The organism is bacterium, from assembly GCA_028821235.1.
Lineage (GTDB): Bacteria > Actinomycetota > Acidimicrobiia > Spongiisociales > Spongiisociaceae > Spongiisocius.
The window spans coordinates 115,495-131,100 of the sequence record JAPPGV010000128.1; the positions used below are offsets into that span (position 1 = coordinate 115,495).

At 61.1% G+C, this 15,606-nt stretch carries 11 protein-coding genes and 1 pseudogene; 2 read left to right on the forward strand and 10 right to left on the reverse strand.

Features of this window, described 5'->3' with window-relative positions; all coding sequences use genetic code 11:
• Nucleotides 1–160: 160 nt before the first annotated feature.
• The 3 genes from OXK16_13470 to OXK16_13480 are packed head-to-tail and all read right to left on the reverse strand — an operon-like array spanning nt 161 to nt 4,336.
• On the reverse strand, nt 161–1,897 hold the full coding sequence (locus OXK16_13470; protein MDE0376954.1) for a hydantoinase B/oxoprolinase family protein: 1,737 nt from the start codon (nt 1,895–1,897) through the stop codon (nt 161–163).
• 2 nt (nt 1,898–1,899) lie between these two features.
• Nucleotides 1,900–3,963, reverse strand: coding sequence for a hydantoinase/oxoprolinase family protein (locus OXK16_13475; protein MDE0376955.1), 2,064 nt, complete (start codon nt 3,961–3,963; stop codon nt 1,900–1,902).
• Complete coding sequence (locus OXK16_13480) at nt 3,941–4,336, reverse strand: RidA family protein (protein ID MDE0376956.1); 396 nt, start codon at nt 4,334–4,336, stop codon at nt 3,941–3,943. Before OXK16_13480 ends, OXK16_13475 begins: the two co-directional genes overlap by 23 nt.
• Before the next feature lie 190 nt (nt 4,337–4,526).
• Here OXK16_13480 and OXK16_13485 point away from each other — a divergent pair, with 190 nt between their 5' ends.
• A complete protein-coding gene (locus tag OXK16_13485; GenBank protein ID MDE0376957.1) occupies nt 4,527–5,585 on the forward strand; it encodes an alanine racemase in 1,059 nt (352 codons plus the stop codon).
• A 2-nt stretch (nt 5,586–5,587) separates the two neighbouring features.
• Nucleotides 5,588–7,843 (forward strand): hypothetical protein, encoded by a 2,256-nt coding sequence (locus OXK16_13490; protein MDE0376958.1) that lies wholly within the window; start codon nt 5,588–5,590, stop codon nt 7,841–7,843.
• 42 nt (nt 7,844–7,885) lie between these two features.
• On the opposite strand, the gene OXK16_13495 is transcribed toward OXK16_13490, so the two are convergent.
• The 7 genes and pseudogenes from OXK16_13495 to OXK16_13525 form a co-directional block, all read right to left on the reverse strand.
• Entirely contained in the window at nt 7,886–9,556 is a 1,671-nt protein-coding gene (locus tag OXK16_13495) for a CocE/NonD family hydrolase (GenBank protein ID MDE0376959.1), read from the reverse strand.
• Nucleotides 9,557–9,679: 123 nt separating this feature from the next.
• Nucleotides 9,680–10,078, reverse strand: coding sequence for a TOBE domain-containing protein (locus OXK16_13500; protein MDE0376960.1), 399 nt, complete (start codon nt 10,076–10,078; stop codon nt 9,680–9,682).
• A pseudogene (locus OXK16_13505) lies at nt 10,073–10,777 on the reverse strand (ABC transporter ATP-binding protein). The gene OXK16_13500 and the pseudogene OXK16_13505 overlap by 6 nt, the downstream one beginning before the upstream one ends.
• Before the next feature lie 32 nt (nt 10,778–10,809).
• Nucleotides 10,810–11,664, reverse strand: coding sequence for a carbohydrate ABC transporter permease (locus OXK16_13510; GenBank protein ID MDE0376961.1), 855 nt, complete (start codon nt 11,662–11,664; stop codon nt 10,810–10,812).
• 28 nt (nt 11,665–11,692) lie between these two features.
• Nucleotides 11,693–12,643 carry a sugar ABC transporter permease gene (locus OXK16_13515; protein MDE0376962.1) on the reverse strand — a complete coding sequence of 317 codons (951 nt, stop codon included), beginning with the start codon at nt 12,641–12,643 and terminating at the stop codon, nt 11,693–11,695.
• Between the two features lie 30 nt (nt 12,644–12,673).
• The gene (locus OXK16_13520) at nt 12,674–14,059 is read right to left on the reverse strand and encodes a sugar ABC transporter substrate-binding protein (GenBank protein MDE0376963.1); all 1,386 of its coding nucleotides are present in this window, start codon (nt 14,057–14,059) and stop codon (nt 12,674–12,676) included.
• A 347-nt stretch (nt 14,060–14,406) separates the two neighbouring features.
• Nucleotides 14,407–15,606 (reverse strand): AAA family ATPase (locus OXK16_13525; GenBank protein ID MDE0376964.1); only part of this gene is annotated, 1,200 nt, incomplete at its 5' end.

Below are 15,606 nucleotides of genomic sequence, written 5' to 3' on the forward strand. Positions count from 1 at the left end.
GCCACACGAGCCTCGAGTTGCTCGCACTCCGGTCCGCACAAGAGGCGCTCCTCCGGTGCGCCAGTCCTCCAACCGCGCCCGGCCACCATCGCACCGCACGCCGAGCAAGCCAGTATCTCTGTCTCGTAAAGAGGCCGACCGAGGGTGACCCAGTTTCCACTCACGGTGCTGGTACCGACTGGTGATCGGGGGCAATCCGGACGCCGTAGTAACGGAGGGCCGCCTCAGGAGTTACGAATCCGTCGGCAACGTCCGCTTCGACAAGCGCGGGACTTCGACTCATCGGCGGACCGTATCCTCCCCCACCCGCAGTCCGCAGCAAGACGCAATCACCTTCCTTGAGCTTGATTCCGGAGTACTTGCTGTTCGAGACCGTACCGAACAGGTCTTGCACCGTTGCCCACTCATCAGTTCCGCGCAGTCGCATGAAGGTGGCGGTGCTCGAGCCGGGTGATCCTCCAAAGAGACCCCATGCCTGCGTCGTCATCCGATCGGTGAATTCGGCTACGGTCAGTTCGGGGGATAGAACCTCGAACATGCGCTCACACGCGAGGCCGCCCCGCGTCTGGCCGGCGCCTCCGGAGTCAGGGATGAGCCGGAGCCATCCAATTCGAATTGGAAACCGTGTCTCGAAGATCTCGATCGGTGTGTTGCGGCAATTGCCGTTGATCACGTTCTGCGAGTTGTTGCCGTTTCCCACTGCGGTCCCACCCCAGCCGATCCCTTCGATGTGGTAGTTGGTGAAGTACTCGCCCGTCTTGGGATGCCAGCCGCCGAAGAGGAAGCTACAGCTGTTGCCGCCGGAACTCGCCGCCACGCGGTCAGGTATAGCGGGCGCCAGAGCCGCGAGGATCAGATCGACCACGCGGGGATGTATCTCGGAGTTGCCACCGACCGACGGCCCCGGAGGCTGGACGTTGACGATGCTGCCGGGACGGGTGAGGACGTGGATCGGCCGGTAGCAGCCGGCGTTCTTGGGAATCGTGGGATCGGTCACTTGGAGCATCGCGTTGTAGGCTGCTGACATCGTGGAACCGAAGGTCATGTTGCACGGTCCCTGAGCCTGATCGTCGCTCTCTCGAAAGTCGAAGATGATGTCGCTTCCGTCGACGAAGGCCCTGACACGGATCCAATAGGGCTTGTCCGGCACCACGCCGTCGTCCTCAACCACGTCTTCCCACAGATACTCGCCGTCGGGAATCGCCCCGATCTCCTCTCGCATCCGCCTTTCCGAATAATCGAACAGAGCATCATTGATCGAGGCGATACGCTCGGTTCCGTAGCGCTCGAATAGGGACTGGAGTCGTTGCTCACCGACATTCAGAGCACCGACCATCGCATGCAGATCGCCCCACGTGCTCCGCGGCGTCCGGTGGTTCATGAGGATCAGCTTCCACACGTCCTCATTCCGCTCGCCGCGCTCCATCAACTTGACGGGCGGCAGCCGTAGGCCTTCCTGGTACACGTCCATTGCATCGGCTGCGAACCCTCCAGGTGCTTTCCCGCCGACTTCGGCCATGTGCGCGATGGTCGCTGCAAATGCGACGAGTTCGCCTTTGAAGAAGACAGGCTTCATCACCATGTGCTCAGGTATGTGGCAGCCCCCACGATAGGGATCGTTGTGGATCACCACGTCTCCCTCGCTGAAGGCCACGATGCCCAATTCTTCGATGCAACTGGACACGACGAAGTTGATGGCGCCGATCTGTGCCGGGCAGAACTCCCCGGTTCCTATTGCTCGCCCCTCGGCATCGAAGACGACGCAGGAAAAGTCGAGTCCTTCATTGAAGATCGTGGAGAAAGAGGTTCTCATCATGGCTACGCCCATCTCTTGACAGACGTTGCGGAGATAGTTGCTCACGACCGTCATGGTCACCGTGTCCACTCGTTCGGTCATGGTTACCCCCTTTCCATGAGGATGCTGCCGCGCCCCGTCAGACGCGCCGCCCAGCCTGGACTCACAAGGATTGTCGAGTCCGGCTCGTCGATGACAGCCGGCCCCACGACTTCGGTGACACTCGCGCGCCCATAGACCGGAACCCCCAACTCCGTACTCCCTCCGAAAGTGATGGCTCGCTCGGACCTCGAACCGTGCGAGCCGGAGCCATCTTGATAGGCGAAGTCGATACCCAGCGCTGCATCGTAGGGTTCCAGAGCGGTAACCCGGCAATGAACCAACTCGACCGGATCGGATGGAAACGAATAGCCGTAGGCTGCTTCATGTGCCCGGTCGAACTCAACCCGCAGCCGCGCCAGAAACCCGGGTGCCAAGTCGGCGCCGAGATGTATCTCATGCTCGTGGTTCTGAAGGTAGTAGCGGCACGATCCGAACAGTGACACCCGCTCCGAGCCCGTTGCGCCATCCCTGTACAACTGGTTGGTGACATCGACCACAGACTCCTCCAAGTCAGCCCGCAGAACCGTTTCGCTGATGTCGTCGAGTCGCTTGCCGATGCTCCAGACCCGATCGGTGCGCAAGCGTGCGATCGCGGCGCCGAACGCGGAGCAGAGACCTGGATTGGGCGGAACCACTATCCGCCGGATTCCGACCGCATCGGCTACTCCACACGCATGAAGGGGCCCGGCGCCCCCGAACGCTATGAGCGCGAAGTCCCGAGGGTCGACGCCGCGCTCGATCGTGACGAGGCGAATGGCGTTCGCCATATTCTCGTCGGCAACGGCCACCACGGCGGTGGCAGCCTCGACGGTCGAGACTTGCAGCCGCCCAGCAAGTTCTGCGACCGTATCGAAAGCCGCTTGCGGTTCGAGCTCGACCTTACCGCCGAGGAAGTAGTTCGGATTCAGCCGGCCCAGGACCAGGTTTGCATCGGTTACGGTGGGCTTCGATCCGCCAAGCCCATAGCATGCCGGACCCGGCCTTGCTCCCGCGCTGCGAGGGCCGACCTGGAGAAGGCCGCCGGTGTCTACCGCCGCTATCGATCCGCCACCTGCACCGATCGTGTGCACATCGACGACGGGAGTGACCACCGGCAGACCCCACTCGACTTCGTATTCGTTTATGTGCCCCACTTGACCATCGCTTACGAGCCCGATATCCGTACTCGTGCCACCCATGTCGAACGTGATCGCGAGTGGCTCACTCTCGGCCGCGGCAAAATACGCTCCCCCGACCACTCCACCGGCGAGACCCGAGAGGATCGTTGTTACCGGCTTCGGCGCAACGGTGGAGACGTCGCCGGTGCCACCGTTCGACTTGAGGATGGTGAGCGGCGAGCCATCCAGAAACCGGCTCGTCTCGGTGGCCAGATCGTCGAAGTAGCGAGACATCAGCGGCTTGATGTATGCGTCGGTGAGAACCGTGCTCGTCCGCTCGTACTCTCTCCACACGGGGCTCACCTCGCTCGAGATGGAGACCGGTGTGTCGGGAAGGGCTCGACGAAGGCGACGGCCCAGAAGTTGCTCGTGTGCATCGTTCGCGTAGCTGAAGAGAAGGCAGATGGCTATCGCGTCGATCTCGCCGGCCGACACCAGGTCTTCCATGCGTGCGACCACCGACGACACGGTCTCCTCTGCGAGCGGTAGCACGACTTCGCCCTCGGATCCGATACGCTCGCGAACTCCGTAACATCGACGCTTCGCGACGAGCGGATCGGGCTTCTGCCACAGCAAGTCGTATGCGCGAGGTCTGTTGATACGTTGTATGTAGGCGATGTCTTCGAAGCCTTCGGTCGTCAGGAGACATAGCCGTGCGCCGCTGCGCTGCAGAACTGCGTTGGTGGCGACGGTGGTGCCGTGGACAAGGCGGGCGATTCGACGTGACTCGAGACGTTCGAGGGACTCGGCCACGGCGACGACCGGCCTCGACGGAGTCGAGGGGACCTTTGCAACCTGAATCGTCCCGGACCCGATGTCGATTGCGACCATATCGGTGAACGTACCGCCGGAGTCGACACCGGTGAACCGGCGGCTTGTGGCGGACTCAGTCGATGACGGCGACAGCATCGATCTCCATGAGTAGCTCAGGCGTCCCGAGATTCGACACTTCCACGAGGGTGCATGCAGGGAGGGGGGTCCGGATTCTCTGGAACCTCTCGACCCGCACGGCTTGTTCGGCTTCCGCAAATCGAATGTCTTTGAGGAACACCTGGATCTTCACGACGTTAGCGAGCGTGCCGCCGGCGCCTTCCACTGCTAGTTCGATGTTGTCCCAGCACTGTTCTGCTTGAAGTCGTGCATCTCCGGCTCCGACCACCTTGTTGTCCTCGTCGAAGGCCACATGGCCGGCCAGATAAGCTGTGCTCCCACACTTGACCACATAGGTGAAGGGCGCCGCCGGGGGCGCCAGAGTATCGGGATTCAGGTACTCGGGCTTCATTCCCACACCGTTCTCGAACAGCGTGCAGCAGATGATACTCAAATGTGGCGCAGCATGACGCTTCAACAGGGTCCGGTACCACCCGAGACATCCACCCCGACTGCTACAGTCAGCAAGACTTGGTCCCCTCGCTGAATCCACAGCACACCTGGTTCCACCTACCCGGTGACGGTTCAGAAAGGACATCCAGTTGACGATCGATGACCTCGAGACACCGCTGTTGACCGTTGACCTGGATGTCGTCGAAGCGAACATCGGCCGTATGCAGTCATACGCCGACCGGCATGGGCTCAGGAATCGCCCTCATGTCAAGACGCACAAACTTCCGCTCATCGCACACATGCAGATGCGAGCTGGTGCGGTTGGTATCGCATGCCAGAAGCTCTCCGAGGCTGAGATCATGGCGGCGGGCGGGATCAGAGACATCCAGATCGTGTATCCCGTGATCGGCCGTCAAAAAGCCCGGCGAGCCGCCTCACTGGCAGGGCTGGTGAGGCTTTCCATTGCAGCCGATTCCCCGGAAGTCGCCAAGGGCCTTTCTGAGGCTGCAGGAAGTCACGGTACTCACATCGACTTCTATGTCGATTGCGACACGGGTTGGAAGCGGACAGGAGTCCAAACGCCGGCAGCTGCGATCGCGCTGGCAGACGCTGTTCACCGCCTACCCGCGCTCTCGTTCGCCGGGCTCATGACATACCCCACGAGTCCGGCGGCCGGACCGTGGTTCAGGGAGGTGTTCAACGGGCTGGAGCGCTTGGGTCTTCCCAGGGGTATCGCATGCGGCGGAGGGACACCCGGTGTCTTCGAAACTCACAGTGTCGCTGAGATCGATGAGTTTCGAGCCGGGACCTACGTATACGGAGATCGCTCGACGATCAATAACGGCACCGGTTCCCTCGAGTCCTGCGCGCTCCGGATGAGAACGACGGTTGTCAGCGCACCGACCGAGGACCGTGTGATCGTGGATGCCGGTACGAAGGCACTGACAACGGAACCACCGGAGGGAAGCTCCGACGACCGCTTCGGATATGTCGTTGAGTATCCGGATGCGGACATCTTCCTCCTAGAGGAGGAGCACGGACACATCGATGTATCGAAGTGCGCCTCGAAGCCCTCACTTGGTGAGGCGATCACTGTTATTCCGAACAACGCGAACGCGGCGGTGAACATGTTCAACACCGTTGTACTCCATCGTTCGAAGTTGATTCAGGCAATCTCGCCAATAGCGGCACGAGGAGCACTCGAGTAGAGATGACACCGACAAGCGGAACAGATCACGGGATGCCGGTACCCGCTAAGGGCCTCATAGGCTATGCCGGCGAACTCGCCGTCGTGCCAGGGGCCGCGGTTGACTTCATGGTGAGTTCTCGAGATCCGTTCGATGCTTCGATCGTACGTCTTAGACACGAACCTACTGGCCATGAACCCCGAGGGTTCTCCACGGCCGTGATCGCGAGCCTGGGTTCCTGCGAGGCGAACGAGCAAACGCTCAACCTTGGCTCAAGGATCCAGATACCTGACCGGAACGGATCGCTATGTCCTCGATCGTTCTCTGTCTCCGCATGGATCTATCCGACAAAGCTCGGTACGGAACCGCAGTTGATTCTCGGCTGCTGGGGAAACGAGCGCGGGTTCGGTCTGTTCGTGAGTTCCTCCGGTATCTCGCTGCGCGTTGGCCGCACAGGAGAATTAGCCGAGACACGTCCACTTGCCGCACCACGCGAGCGAGACTGGTGTTTCGTCGCCGGCTCCTACGACCACGTCACCGGCAATGCCAACGTGGTGAGCCACCCTATGCTGGCAGTTCCCTTGGGCGAGCCCGGTCAGCGTGGCAGCTACAGCATCGGAATCGGTGACCATTCGGTCGGCTCCGGTCTCTTCAGTATCGCCGGTACCGACGACGGAAAAGGGCAGGCCCGGTGGTCGTTCAACGGGAAGCTCGAAGAGCCCCGACTCCTCGATCATGCGTTGGACAGATCCGATCTTCTGGAATTGCGGCAACGAGAGGGCTGGCGTCGCTGGAAAACCGGCACTGTAGGGGCGTGGGACTTCTCCAAGGCCATATCCTCTCGCCACGTCGTTGATCGCTCTGGCGATGAGAATACAGGGGTGGTCGTAAACATGCCGACTCGAGCCATGACGGGCCGGAATTGGTCGGGTGAGGTTACCCATTGGCCTACCAGACCTGAGGAATACGGTGCGATCCACTTCCACGACGACGATCTTGCTGATGCGAAGTGGTCGCCGACGTTTACGTACAGGGTTCCGAACAACCTCGAAAGTGGTGCTTACGCAGCGCATCTCCGTAGCGAGTCGGAGGAGGACTTCGTTCCCTTCTGGGTTTCGCCCACACCGGGCAGCGAACGCGCCGACGTGGCCTTCCTGGCAAGCACTCTCACCGACATCGCGTATGGCAACTCGCACGAGGCCGTCAAGAATCCATCACTGGCGAAGACCTTCGCCGGTATCGATGATATTCGACAGTTTTTTTCACCTGGCGACTATGCGATGCTGCAACTCGGGTTGCTCAGCCAGTACGACCTGCACAGCGATGGGAGCGGCGTCTGCTACGCGTCTCGGCGACGCCCGCTTCTCAGCATGCGCCCCGGTTACGAGTTCCCTCTGACACAGTCCTACCACGGCTTCAGCTCAGACCTCTGCGCGCTGCGATGGCTCGAAGAGAAGCAGTACTCCTACGAGATCGTCACCGACGAGGACCTCCACCGTCGAGGCGCCGACGCGCTGGCTCCCTACCGTGCCGTGCTGACCGGGAGCCATCCGGAGTACTGGACCAGGCGGATGATGATCGGCCTCCAGGACTACCTATTTGACGGGGGGCGGCTCATGTACCTCGGAGGGAATGGATTCTATTGGATCACATCCATCCCTGAGTTCGATCCGACCCTGACGGAAGTACGGCGAGGCCAGTTCGGATCGAGTCCCTGGGCGGCGGATCCGGGTGAGTCGGGACACAGTACAACCGGAGAGCCCGGCGGCATCTGGAGGTACCACGGAAACAACCCCTCCAGCATCGTCGGTAGTGGTTTTACCGCCTTCGGCGCCGGTCCCGCCAGACCCTATCGTCGTACGGCCGCAAGCTACCAACCGACCGTGGCTTGGATCTTCGATGGAGTCGAGTCGGCGACGTTCGGTGACTCGGGCCGGTTCCTGGGAGGTGCGGCAGGTTGGGAGATCGATCGCGCCGGTTGTGGTATCGGAACTCCCCCAAACGCGATAGTGCTCGCCAGAGCAGACGGCTTCGGTGATTTCTACTACACGAGCCTCGAGGACGTACAGTCTTCTGACTGGGCCCAATCAGACGATACGGGCCTATCGATCCATGCGGACGTCGTCTACCTGGAGTATCCGAAGGGTGGTGCTGTCTTCAGCGTGAGTTCGATGTGTTGGCTGGGGGCCTTGGAGGTCGGGAACTACATGGGAGACGTATCGCGTATCACCGACAACGTACTGCGACGATTCTCCAGTAGATCCGAGTCTGACTCCTGACTCACTCGTGACCGCAGTTGCTCGTCCCGGCGATCGTCGGGCTCAAGGTTCTCCCCGATCGGACTCCGTACCGGTTTCGCACGTCTCACGGAAGCGCAGCACCGACGGATGGTTCGGTTCGTGCAGGACCGCGTGCAGAGCACCGCGGCCTTCCCATCGCGGAGTTGTGAGAGAAGACTCACCAGTCTGTGGATTGACGTCATAGATCGGGAACGACCCACTCGTGATCTGGAGCCGGAGCCGCTCGCCTTTCCTAACCCGTACGGCGGTGTCCCGAAGGGTGATCTGTACTGCTACGACGCCATCGGCGGCTCGCGCTTCTTGGAGTTCCTTGGTGTCGAACCGCCGTATTCCTTCCGTGATGTTCCAGGACCCCTCTTTGTTGACCAGGCATAGCCTGGCGAAGTAGTCGGCTGACTCCGCGTCGGTTGCAACGTGAAGCTGAAGATCGATCGGTCCCGCCACAGTCATGTCATATGAGACGGGCTCCGTCGTATAGACCAGTACGTCCGGAAGTTGCTCCACGGAAGACTGGTTCAGGCAGCCCATGGGTACGATCCCCGGGTCACAACATGAGTTCCCTCCAACGGACGGAACGGGCGCCGCAGGGTAATACTGATAGACGTCACACGGTTCAGCGCCGATCGGTGGGGCCGGGTCGAGCCGGCCGTCTCCCCAGCGGGTATTTGCGGAACCCTCACTTCGCAGGAATAGACGAGCGGTTCTTGACCCTTCTGGTGGCCAACCATCGCTTTCACGCCACCCCTCGAACAGGACGTAGTAATCAACGGACGAGGGCTGGTCCGTTACGCCGTCCGACAGGTACCGACGGAAGAAGTCAACCTGCATCACATCGATTCGCCCCGTTCCGTTCGCATCCGGTCCGAACTGATCGCCCCACGGGTAGTGTGCCCAAGGCCCGATCACCAGGTGTTGGGAAGATGCATCGTCCTCACGGGTACTGCGCCGGTAGGTGTGTAGCGCGCCTGACAGGAAGATGTCGTACCACCCCGCAATGTGGAGTGTCGGGATGCGCGTCGTGGTGAGGTCGGATTCACCGTCCAGCCGGTCCCAGATCGGATCCTGTTCCGACTCGTTGATCCACTCTTTGAAGAATGAGGTGTACGGTCCGAGAATCTCGGCCAGTTCCGAGGGCGGACCATGCATCAGCCAGTCCGGAGAGCTACCCGCGAGCCGGACGAGTCGCCTGGCCTCAGCCGAGTCACGTTGGCGGTTGGCGCCGTTGTGGGACAGGAACAGGCTCCAAGTGGCTGCAAACCCCAGGTTGAGGGCACCGGCTTCGTACATCCAGCTGCGGAAATCAGCGTTCGTGACCGCGGGAGCTATGGCGCGGAGGTGAGGGGGGTTCTCGGCCGCGGCAAGCAATTGCACAGCCCCGTTGTAGGAGGCGCCGTACATCCCCACGCGCCCATTCGATCCATCGAGTGCCGCTGCCCATTCGACCGCATCGAATCCGTCCGTCCCCTCGTTCAAGAACGGATCGAAGCTTCCTTGTGATGCGAAGCGGCCTCGGACATCCTGAACGACGACGATGAATCCCTGTCTCGCGTACCAGGCGGGGTGCAGGTAGGTCGCCATGTGGGTGTGCGTCTTGTCGTAGGGCGTCCGCACCAGCAGGACCGGTCGGGGCTGATCGCTCGCCGTGGACCGGTAGACATCCGCCCGCAGGACCGTTCCGTCTCGGGTCGCCATCTCGACGTCATACTCCACGTCGAGACCCGCGGATGCGGTCCAACCGCCGGCACGGCTTCGCGGTCGCCCACCCGGCGCACCGAGCAGACCGGTTCCCCCAGGTGGCTTCTCACCCATCAACCATCAACCATCGCCCGGTGTCGTTCGGTCGGCGCCCTGCTCGGGTCTGTAAAGACTGCCCTCGCGGTCGTAGAGGTGGTGCCGGTCCGCCGGAATACGCACCCCTATCGCCTCACCCTCCCTGACTCGGGTCACCGACGACACTCGGACGTACCAGTACACATCGTCGTCTATCTCGACCCGCACGAACTTATCGGCCCCCACAGGCTCCACCAAGCCGACGACGCCTCTCAACACTCCGTCGCCCGAATCCTGCGTGAGCTCTGCGTCCTCCGCCCGCACTCCGAGGATAGACTCGGTTGCAACGGCCGCCCCCTCGTGGTCCAGCGGGATGCGATGATCCTTCCAGGTGAACATCAACCCGTCTCCGCCAGTCTCCGTGCGGCCGTGCAGCAGGTTCATCGGTGGGCTACCTATGAACGTCGCGACGAACGTGTTGGCCGGCCTGTCGTACACATCCTGGGGACTACCGACCTGCTGGATTCGACCGTCCTTCAGAACGATCACCGAATCCGCCATGGCCATGGCCTCGATCTGGTCATGGGTGACGTAGATCGTCGTCTTCCCCACCCGTTTGTGAAGTTTCAGTAGCTCATCCCGCATCTGGAAGCGCAGTAGCGCATCCAGGTTCGAGAGCGGTTCATCCATCAGAAACGCCACCGGATCCCGGATGATCGCACGGCCCAGGGCGACTCTCTGCCTCTCGCCGCCGGAGAGTTCATCGGGAAAGCGCTCAAGCAGAGAGGACAACTCTAGGAGCGACGCAACCTCTTCCACCCTACTTCGGACACTGTCCCGGTCCACGCCGCGCATCTTGAGCGGGAAGGCCAGATTCCGGGAAACTGGCATATGTGGATATAGAGCGTAGTTCTGGAACACCATCGCGACATCTCGGTTCTTGGGCAGGATGTAGTTTGCCAATTCCCCAGCGATGTAGACTTCGCCCTCCGTCACATCCTCAAGACCGGCAATCATCTTGAGCACGGTTGACTTCCCACATCCAGATGGTCCCAAAAGGACGACAAAGTCGCCCGGAGCCATAGCAGCGGTGAAGTCGTCAACCGCGAGATTGTCACCATACATCTTGGAGACATGCACCATACTGATCGCGCTGTCGGCAACCGTGCGTTCTTTCATTGCTTCAACGCTCCTGCAATAGATCCGCCACTGAAGTATCTCTGGAACATGAAGAACATGATCGTGATCGGAACCATCGAGAGTACGCTTGCCGCAGACACGAGCCCCCAATCGATGGTAAAGATACTTGCCTTCATCTCCGCTACTCCTGTGGTCAACACTTGAAGTTTCTCATCCTGTACCGCCAGCAGAGGCCACAGGAATGCCGTGTACTGTGCAAGGAAGGTGAGAATCCCCAGTACTACTAGGCCCGGCTTCACCAAGGGTAGAATAATCCGGAAGTAGACACTGAATTCTGAGCAACCATCCAGACGGGCTGAGTTTTCAAGATCACGTGGTAACGATTGGATATAGTTTCTCATCAAGAAGACGCCTACGGGGTTAGCCAATGGTGGCAGGATCAAAGCCCAGTACGTGTCGAGAAGTCCCATTCCCCGAACCAGCAGGAACAGCGGTATTATGACAGCCGATGTCGGCACCATCACGACTGCCAGAATGAGGATAAACAGGACTCTTCTTCCTGGAAAGTCTATCTTGGCGAACGCATAACCGGCCATTGAATCGATGATCACTTTGAGGACTGTAACGACTCCAGCCACGATCATCGTGTTGAGGGTCCACCTTAAGAAGAGGCTCTCCGAGCCGAGAAGAAAGGAGAAATTGCCCCAGAATGGAATCCTGGGGATCCAGTCCGGCGGATATGCAAACAACTGCGTTGTCTCTTTGATCGAAGTCGACACTATGTAGAAGAGCGGACCCACCATTAATATCGACGCAACTATCAGTATCACGTAGGCCGTCGTACCCGACGCCAGGCGTCCCTTCTTGAACGAAAGCCGTCGGGCTGTCATCGCAGCATCTCGAGGGCGTCGACCCGGATCATTGACGCCGTGACCGTAGGAGACGGAACTGGACGAGCGACACTGCGAGGATCACCACGAGCAGCACCATCGACAGCGCGTAGCCGAATCCGACATTGCCAAAGGCGAAGAGGCTCCGGTATACGTACATGACGACCGTGACAGTCCTGTTCACCGGCCCACCATCTGTCAGGACGAAGACGGAGTCGAAAAGCTGCAGGTTCCAGATGGTCGCCATAACCAGAACGAATTGAGCAGTGGGCTTCAGTAGAGGTAGTGTCACGTGCCAGAACCGGCGTAGGGTATTGGCGCCGTCGAGAGCGGCTGCTTGGTAGAGTTCCTTGGGTAGCACCAGCAGACCCGCCAGGAACACCAGCGCATAGAACCCGGCGCCACGCCAGATCTCGAAAGCGGCGACGGTCGGCAGAGCGTATGTCGGATCCCCCAGCCATGACGGCGACGAAAGACCGACCGTTCGCATCGCCAGCGTGACCGCACCGAAGTCCGGATGCAGCACGAACAGGAACATCAGGGCGCCGATCACCGGGGGAGCCAACACGGGAAAGAAGATGCCGGCTCGGAAGACGGCTTCTCCCTTCTGAACCCGCAAGAGGGCAAGCGCCAGGACCAGGCCGGCGACGATAACCCCGGGAATAGCCAGCAACGCGAAGAGTCCTGTGTTCCGCACGGTCGTCCTGACCAGTTCATCACCGAATACCGATCGCCAGTTGTCCATACCGACGTACTCACTTGGGGTGATGATCCCACCCTGTTGGAAACTCCCGAACACGACCCATAGGATCGGAATGATCATGAAGACCGCGAAGAAGAACAGGATCGGCGCGATGAAGGCATAGCCCACCATCCAGCGTCGCGCCCGGTACTTCCATGCGAGGCGCCCATGTTGTTGGGGCGTCAATTGAAGAGAGACCCCACCGGGGTGAACCGGCGGGGTCTCTGTTCTACTCAACTGTACGCTCCGGTCGGGTGTTGAACTCATCTAACCCAGTAGCGTAGCTATGTCCGCGCACGCCTTGTCCACCGCCTCCTGAGCAGTGTATTGGCCACGATATGCAGCGCTGAAGGTGGGCCAGAGGGTATTCAGGATCTCACGCATCCTCGGGTGGGCCTGAATCCCTTTCACCATCGGGACGTACTCAGTCAGTACTCGTGCCATCAGCGGGTTGTCGGCATAGGGATTGACGAGATCAGATCGTATAGAGAAGAGACTGTTCGCCTCAGTGTATGCCGCAGCCTCGTTGGCTGATGTCCAGTGTTTTATGAATTCCCAGGCAGCTTCCTTGTTTTCACTCGCCGAAGAGATGAAGAGGAAGCCGAAATTACCCATCATTGTTTGTGTCACTGGTCCGGGCGGTGCCGGAACTACATCCCATCGGAAGCCCGGATCGTTCGTTTGGAGCTCGTTGATGAACGAACCCTCGTTGTGGTTGATGGCAATCTTACCTGCCGCAAACAGTGCCTTTTGACCAGCCCAGTCGTATTCGCCAGGCGGGAGCGCTATCCCCTCCTCAAGGGTGTCAAGCAGGAATTGTACGCTTTCGACTACTTCGGGGGAGTCGAAGCCACAAGCGGTCCAGTCGTCGTTGAGTACGTTGCCGCCTGCATTCTGGATGTACGGAAACCAATCCCAGTATCCGGCGTCAATGAACTCAGACCTGAACGAGAAGCCCCATACATCATCCGTAGTCAGTTTGCGTGCAGCATCAGCAAGTGCTTCATAGGAGTCATCCCAGGTGTCCTCCACGCCAGCTGCCTCCAAGAGGTCAAGGTTGAGGAAGATCGGGAAGACCACTCCCAGCGCTGGAACACCGTAAATCTCGCCGTCGATAGTCGCGACGTCCCAGAAAGCCTGTGGGATGGCAGCGAAGTCGTCCGCGAATGCGGGGTCGTTGACGAGGTCCGTGATCGGTTCCAGCTGACCGGCCACCGCGTATTGCCCGTACCATTGGTCAGGTAGGTAGATCACGTCCGGAGGTGAGCCGCCGGCAAATGCAGCTGCGATCTCCGCGTCGGCAGCAGCCCAGTCATAGGTGGTATTGATTACCTCTACGTCTGGGAACTTCGCGTTGAATCTAGCGACGAGCGGATCCTCCCAAGGCGAATCGTCCGCACTGAACGGTCCGCGCATCATCGTGACAGTTCCCGAGAGGCCCGCGCTCGGTGCCGCAGCAGGCGCGGCGGTCGTCTCGGCCGGCGCGGCCGTCGTAGGTGCAGGTTCCGGTTCTTCCTCACCACATGCCGCAATTGACACAATGAGGCCGGCGATTGCAAGAAGCGCTACCAGCCTTGATCGTCGCAATGGATGTCGGACGAAACGCCATCCCACCCGTTTCGCGACCTTGCCAGGAATACGTGGATTGGCCATGCTGCCCTCCCTTGTGCCGAACGACCCCATATCGAAGGCTACCCACGGTCTTGAAGATCTGTCAATCGTTTTGACGCACCATCCACCAAGGCGGTACCCGCGGGCTCGCAGCGCCGGGGGAACCCGAGATGGCGCCTCGGAACACAGGGCGCCGAGTCGCGGCCGGGACCGGTCCGGCGACCGCAACCGTCGGCGGTGGTTGCCGGACGGTACCGGGTTACTCCCGATTCGCTCTCGATCCCTGCGAGGTCGCGCCCGGATGGATCGGGGCCACGACCGCCTTGCTTCCCTCTTCAGCGGCAGCCGGTGACTTCATCCCCATCGCTGACGCTGACCGATGGTTGCTCTCAACTCGTTACTCGAGTCCACAGTCTCGAGCTCAGCCCGGAGGCACGCTGGACCGACCGCTCCACCGCCATGCGGATCACCGGCTCCTCGCCGACGACCGTCACCCGGCGGGAAGCCCTGGTGACGGCGGTGTATAGAAGTTCCCGGGTCAGCAGCCGGGAACTCTCGGAGGGCAACGAGACCACCACCTCGCCGAACTGGGAGCCCTGGCTCTTGTGGATGGTCAGGGCATGGACCGTGGCGTGATCACCCAGGTAGCCAGGCGGGAACATTCGCAGGCCACCCCGTTCGAAGACCACCCGCAGGCCGTCGTCGGTCTGGGCCACGACGCCTATGTCTCCGTTGTACAGCCCCAGGTTGTAGTCATTGGCCGTGATCATCAGCGGACGTCCCGGGTACCACTCCCCCCCGTACCTGAGGCCGGGAAAGCGCCCGTCCAGGGCCCCCTCGATGTCCCGGCGCCACTGCTCGACGCTGCCCGGGCCCTCTCGATGGGCACAGAGCACCGCTAGGGAACCGAGTTCGGCGAGCGCAGCCTCCTCGTTTCCGGGTTGCGAAGCCTTCTCCACCAACCGGACTCGATGGTCGAACACTCGCTCAGCCAACCCCCGGAAAGAGCCGCCCGACCGGTTCCTTACCCAATGCAGAGCATCCGGATCCCGGTCGAGAAGGACGACGGCCCGGTCGGGAACACCGTCCCGCACCGCCCCGGCGAAGTCGGCTATAGAGCCTTGCTCTTCGAACCGGTGGACCCGTTCCAGAACCACGACCCGGCCGGCGATGGACGCCGGAGCGACGCTCTCCTCGGCCGCGGATGGGTCGCCGGCGGGACCGACGATGTCCGAGAGGACCGTGCCGGCCTCGATCGATTCCAGCTGGTACGGGTCGCCGGCCAGCACCAGGGAGGCGTCTGCCCGGACGGCCGACATCAACTTGGCGGCCAGGGGTAGGGAGACCATCGACATCTCGTCCACTACGACCAGATCGTGTGGAAGCGGGTTCCGCTCGTGATGGGCGAACCGGCCCCTCTCCCGCGAGAAGCCGAGCAGGCGGTGAATCGTACTGTTCTCCACCGAATCGAGCCGTTCCCGCACGATCCTGCTGTCCGTCCGGTCGGCGTGCTCCTCGACCACCTCCTTGAGCCGGGCCGGGGGGGGGGGGGGGGGGGGGGGGGGGGGGGGGGGCCGGGGGGGGGGGGG

What these genes read in the sequence shown, in the direction of transcription:
- OXK16_13475 (MDE0376955.1), bottom strand. Translation starts at nt 3,963, where the DNA reads ATGCTGTCGCCGTCATCGACTGAGTCCGCCACAAGCCGCCGGTTCACC.
- OXK16_13490 (MDE0376958.1), top strand. Translation starts at nt 5,588, where the DNA reads ATGACACCGACAAGCGGAACAGATCACGGGATGCCGGTACCCGCTAAG.
- OXK16_13470 (MDE0376954.1), bottom strand. Translation starts at nt 1,897, where the DNA reads ATGACCGAACGAGTGGACACGGTGACCATGACGGTCGTGAGCAACTAT.
- OXK16_13510 (MDE0376961.1), bottom strand. Translation starts at nt 11,664, where the DNA reads ATGACAGCCCGACGGCTTTCGTTCAAGAAGGGACGCCTGGCGTCGGGT.
- OXK16_13520 (MDE0376963.1), bottom strand. Translation starts at nt 14,059, where the DNA reads ATGGCCAATCCACGTATTCCTGGCAAGGTCGCGAAACGGGTGGGATGG.
- OXK16_13495 (MDE0376959.1), bottom strand. Translation starts at nt 9,556, where the DNA reads ATGGCGACCCGAGACGGAACGGTCCTGCGGGCGGATGTCTACCGGTCC.
- OXK16_13480 (MDE0376956.1), bottom strand. Translation starts at nt 4,336, where the DNA reads ATGAAGCCCGAGTACCTGAATCCCGATACTCTGGCGCCCCCGGCGGCG.
- OXK16_13500 (MDE0376960.1), bottom strand. Translation starts at nt 10,078, where the DNA reads ATGAACCTGCTGCACGGCCGCACGGAGACTGGCGGAGACGGGTTGATG.